The organism is Kitasatospora putterlickiae, from assembly GCF_039527695.1.
Classification (GTDB): Bacteria; Actinomycetota; Actinomycetes; order Streptomycetales; family Streptomycetaceae; genus Kitasatospora; species Kitasatospora putterlickiae.
This window is the reverse complement of the sequence record NZ_BAAAKJ010000501.1, coordinates 1-4,848: the sequence shown is the minus strand read 5'-3', so window position 1 is coordinate 4,848 and position 4,848 is coordinate 1. Positions and strand designations below refer to the sequence as shown.

Here is a 4,848-nt window from a genome sequence, read left to right as displayed (position 1 = left end):
GCCCCGCCAGGCCGGCGGCGGCGGAGTCCACGCAGACCAGCGCCGGCGCGCCGGCGTCGGTCAGCCGGATCCGGTGGACCTCCTCGGTGACGACCAGGGCCGGCGAGGCCTCGTCGAGCACGTGCCGCAGCAGCGGGTCCGGTGCGCCCGGCTCCAGCGGCACGTACGCGGCGCCGGTCTTCAGCACGGCGAGCAGGGCGACGTACACCTCGGTGCCCCGGCCGATCGCCACCGCGGCCCGCCCGCCGGGGCCGAGCCCGAGGCCGGCCAGGTGCCGGGCCAGCCGGTCGGCCCGCGCGTCCAGCTCACCGTAGGTCAGCTCCCGCCCGGCCCACCGGACGGCGACCGCCCCGGGGTCGCGCCGTACCCGCTCCTCGAAGCGCCCGGGCAGCGTCCCGGCGCGTCCCGTCCCGGCCTCGACCGGTTCACCCGTCCCTGCCATGCCAGCCCCCTCCGGCCCGTCCCGCACCGCTTCCACGCTCCGGTGCCCGGTTCCGGTTCCCCCTCCCGGCGTTCCGTCCCGGTTCCCCGATCGTGCCGCCAACTCCCCTCCGGGTACAGGGGCGTGCGGGGGCGCGCCGGTGTCGTCAGGCCTTCAGCAGGACGTCGGGCACCGCTCTGGGGCCGGCCAGCGCCACGGGCCTGGCCATCGCCCGCAGGGTCTCGCGCAGGGTGTGGTGGAGGGCGGCCATGGTCCGGTGGGCCTGCGGGGTGTCGACGTAGATCGAGTTGACGTGCAGACCGGCGGAGTCCCGCTGGAACCACGAGGTGCTGCCGTTCACCCGCGACACCCACACGTACGCGGTCGGCCGCCACCGGGGGTGGTGCTCGGCGCCCGGGCACTTCCGCATGTCGATGTAGGAGACGAAGTTGACCGGGAACGGCCAGCAGCGGCCGGTGAAGTGCTCCGGCGCGAGGAGCTCCCAGGCCCGGATGAAGGGCACGTCGATGCTCTCCATCATCGTGGTGAAGCCGTCCCGGACGCCGGTGACCAGCTGGGCGAAGCCGAGGTCGCGGGAGACCGGGAACTCGATGGGCAGGGTGTTCACGAACCATCCGAGGGAGTTCCGCCAGGTGCCCCGGCCGCGTTCGCTGAGCGGCATCAGTGCCCGGTAGAGGTCCGGGCCGCCCTCCTCCCGCAGGGCCACGGCCACCGCCGCGAGCAGTCCCATGAACGGCTTCCCGCCCACGTCCCGGCAGCGGGCCTCCAGCGCCTCGGACTGCCGGTCGTCCAGCAGGGTCGCGGTCTCGTTCACCGCCGGGTACAGCCGGCCGGGCTCGCCCCCGAGGTCCAGCGGGAAGCGCGGGAAGACACCGCCGTTGCGGCCGATGAAGGACCGCCAGTAGGCGAGCCGGTCGTCGTCGACGCCGATGGACGCGTAGCCCCGGCGCTGCTCGCGGGCGAACTCCAGGTAGCTTCCCGGGGGCGGGAGGTCGGGCTCCGCGCCCCGGCGGTACGCGGCGTACGCGACCTGGACGTCGCGGACCACGTTCGGCATCGACATGCCGTCGGACACGATGTGGTCGAAGGCGAGGTAGACCGTGCTGGAGCCGGTCTCCCGGATGACGGCGCCCATGACGTACGGCGGCCAGGCCATCGTGTCGACGCCCTTCTGGAATCCGTCCGACAGGAAAGCCCGGATCTCCTGGGAGGTGTCGAACTCGCCCATGTCGATGGCCTCGATCTCGATGCCGTCCGGTCGGTGCACGGCGTACGACAGGTTCCCGAGCAGCCGCTGGAACTCGCAGCGCAGCACGTCGTGCCGCCGCACCAGGAAGAGCAGCGCCGACTCCAGTGCCGCGCGGTTCAGCGTTCCCTGGATCTCGAACGTGACGGCGAGCCACGAGGCCAGCGGCTCGTCGGTGTTGCGGGATTCGTCGATCAGCGCGTGGTGCTTGTCCTGATTGAACGAGGCGCTTCGCCGGTTCCGCGTCTCGCGGTGGTCCGCGTGGTCCGCGTGGGCCGGGTCCGGCGGGGTGATGCGCCACTCGACAACGTGCCCCGGCGCGATATCGGCCGATTCCAAAGGAACTTGGCGCATGGTGCTTCTCTTCCGGACGAAGGGGCGGTTTTCGCGGATCAGTGGGCTGCGATCAGGGGCAACGGGTTTGTCCGGCCGGTTTTCCCGCGGCCGCCGTGCGCCCCGGACTCGAACGCCTCGCAGGCGCGGCGAAGAAGTCCCGCCCACCGTTCTGCAAACGGGGGGGGGATCGCCATGGGCACCCGATCCGCTTCAGAGCGTAGCGCCGCGTATTCGGCAAATTGTTGATCGGCTCGCCGCGCTCCCCGGCGGCGGTGTCCAGTGCGCGGACGCCCCGCCCGCCGTCCCGGGCGGCGGTTGTACTCTGCACGCGGACGGTCGGCGCCGGCCCGTCCGGTGGCGGCGCCGTGCCCGTGACGACGCCCGGCACCGGACCCCCAGGAGGACCGCCCGCATGAGCACGCCCGATCCGCGCACGCCCTCCGGCCCGCCTACCGGGACCGCCGGGCCCACCACTCCCGCGGGGCCTGCCGGTGAGCCGCTGCTGCGCACCCGCGCCGTCGACGTCGTCCGCGACGGGCGCCACCTGCTGCGCGGGATCGACCTCGCCATCCACCCCGGCGAGCACTGGGCGCTGCTGGGCCCCAACGGCGCCGGCAAGTCCACCCTGCTCGCCCTGCTCGGCGCGGTCTCCCACCCCACCCGCGGCGAGGTGGACGTGCTCGGCCGCCGGCTCGGCCGGGTCGACGTCCGCGGCCTGCGCGCCCACCTCGGCCACGTCAACCCCCGCCACCCGCTGCGCTCGCCGCTGACGGTGCGCGAGGTGGTGCTCACCGGTACGACCGGCACCATCGAGCCGGACCTGCACCGCAAGCCCGCCCCGGAGGAGCTGGACCGGGCCGAGCGGCTGATCGACACCCTCGGCATGACGGCGGCGGCGGAGTCCGCGTGGACCACGCTCTCGCAGGGGGAGCGCGGCCGGGCGCTGATCGCCCGCGCGCTGATGCCCAGCCCACGGCTGCTGCTGCTCGACGAGCCCGCCACCGGGCTCGACCTGACCGCCCGCGAGCTGCTGCTGGACAGCCTGGACCTGCTGCGCCACCAGCACCCCGAGCTGGCCAGCGTGCTGGTCACCCATCACCTGGAGGAGCTGCCGGAGTCCACCACGCACGCGCTGCTGCTGCGCGGAGGGGAGACGGTCGCGGCCGGGCCGGTGGACGAGGTGATGACCACCGGGCTGGTGAGCGCCACCTTCGGGCACCCGATCCGGATCACCCGGCACGAGGGCCGCTGGACCGCCCGCGCCGCCGCGCCCCGGCGCTCCGGGCGCACCCCGGCGGTCTGAGGGCGGCCGGGCCCGGGAAAGGCCGGAAAAGGGGGTGCGCGCCGCCGGTGCGCGCCCCTTTACCACTTCTTTGCCTTTATCGCCACGCCCGTACGCGCCCCCGGTGGCCGGAAATCGTCGGTGGACCGACGGCCGGGGCGCCGTGAGCCCACTCCCACCTGCACCGTTTCGTGACCGACCCCGGTGTAGACGGCAAAATCCGATATCCCTAAGGTATGCCTTAGCTAAGTGGGTGGGGCCGTCTATTCGGCGCCGTCGTTCCCACGTGCTCAGTCCTGCCCTGTCACGCCCTGCCCTGACCGCTGGAGCCCGCATGTCCGCCCGTCGTTCCACCGCAGCCACGCTGCTCACCCTCGCCGTGGCGACCGCCGCACTGGCGGGCTGCTCGCAGAAGAAGGACGACAAGGCCTCCTCGGACGCCGTCAAGGTGAACGCCACCGACACCGCCTGCGAGCTCTCGAAGACCAGCTTCCCGGCCGGTCACGTCGTGTTCGAGGTCGCCAACAAGGGCTCGAAGGTCACCGAGGTCTACGTCTACGCCGAGGGCGACAAGATCGTCACCGAGCGCGAGAACATCGGTCCGGGCACCAAGGCGAGCATCACCGCCGAGATCAAGGCCGGCTCGTACGAGGTCGCCTGCAAGCCGGGCATGGTCGGCGACGGCATCCGCCAGAAGATCACCGTCACCGGTGACGGCGGCTCGGCCGCCCCGGCCGACCCGCGGCTGACCGCGGCCGTCGCCGCCTACCGCACCTACGCCCAGGAGCAGGCCGACCTCACCATCCCGGCCGTCGAGGCGTTCGCCGCCGCGATCAAGTCCGGCGACCTGGAGAAGGCCAAGTCCCTCTACGCGCCCTCGCGCACCGGCTGGGAGCGCACCGAGCCGGTCGCCGAGAGCTTCGGCGACATCGACCCGAAGACCGACGCCCGCGAGGACGGCCTGGAGCCGGGCCAGGAGTGGACCGGCTGGCACAAGCTGGAGAAGTCGCTGTGGGCCGACGCCGCGATCGGTGACGCCGAGAAGAAGCTCGCCGACCAGCTGGTCGCCGACCTGAAGGACTGGCAGAAGAAGGTCCCCGAGGCGGAGATCACCGCGACCAGCATGGCCAACGGCGCCAAGGAGCTGCTGGACGAGGTCGCCACCGGCAAGGTCACCGGCGAGGAGGAGCGCTACAGCCACACCGACCTGGTCGACTTCGCCGCCAACATCGAGGGCGCCAAGAAGGCCTACGAGCTGCTGAAGCCGGTCGCCGCCGAGAAGGACGCCGAGCTGGCCAAGACGCTGGACACCGAGTTCGCCGCCATCGAGACCCTGCTCGCCAAGTACAAGCAGGCCGACGGCACCTACACCTCCTACGACAAGGTCGCCGAGACCGAGCGCAAGGTCCTCTCCGACGCCGTCAACGCGCTGGCGGAGCCGCTGTCGAAGCTGGCCGCCGCGGTGGTCGCGAAGTAACGCCCACCGCCCGGCGCGCGCCGGGCACCGCACCGCGCACCGCACCCGCACTCCGCCGTGGCGGC

General features: G+C 73.0%; 4 protein-coding genes. 2 read left to right on the top strand and 2 right to left on the bottom strand.

The features are described from left to right. Together ABD308_RS38005 and ABD308_RS38000 are read right to left on the bottom strand one after the other, a co-directional pair. Positions 1 to 442 (bottom strand): AMP-binding protein (locus ABD308_RS38005; protein ID WP_344345427.1); only part of this gene is annotated, 442 nt, incomplete at its 3' end. A 145-nt stretch (positions 443 to 587) separates the two neighbouring features. Then, complete coding sequence (locus ABD308_RS38000) at positions 588 to 2,042, bottom strand: condensation domain-containing protein (RefSeq protein WP_344345425.1); 1,455 nt, start codon at positions 2,040 to 2,042, stop codon at positions 588 to 590. A 394-nt stretch (positions 2,043 to 2,436) separates the two neighbouring features. Here ABD308_RS38000 and ABD308_RS37995 point away from each other — a divergent pair, with 394 nt between their 5' ends. Both ABD308_RS37995 and efeO read left to right on the top strand, forming a co-directional pair. Then, on the top strand, positions 2,437 to 3,327 hold the full coding sequence (locus ABD308_RS37995; RefSeq protein ID WP_344345423.1) for an ABC transporter ATP-binding protein: 891 nt from the start codon (positions 2,437 to 2,439) through the stop codon (positions 3,325 to 3,327). Positions 3,328 to 3,640: 313 nt separating this feature from the next. Then, positions 3,641 to 4,783 carry an iron uptake system protein EfeO gene (gene efeO, locus ABD308_RS37990; protein ID WP_344345421.1) on the top strand — a complete coding sequence of 381 codons (1,143 nt, stop codon included), beginning with the start codon at positions 3,641 to 3,643 and terminating at the stop codon, positions 4,781 to 4,783. Positions 4,784 to 4,848: the final 65 nt, after the last annotated feature.

Excerpts from the sequence above, each read along its gene's own strand:
- ABD308_RS38000 (WP_344345425.1), bottom strand. The coding sequence starts at position 2,042 with ATGCGCCAAGTTCCTTTGGAATCGGCCGATATCGCGCCGGGGCACGTT.
- ABD308_RS37995 (WP_344345423.1), top strand. The coding sequence starts at position 2,437 with ATGAGCACGCCCGATCCGCGCACGCCCTCCGGCCCGCCTACCGGGACC.
- efeO (WP_344345421.1), top strand. The coding sequence starts at position 3,641 with ATGTCCGCCCGTCGTTCCACCGCAGCCACGCTGCTCACCCTCGCCGTG.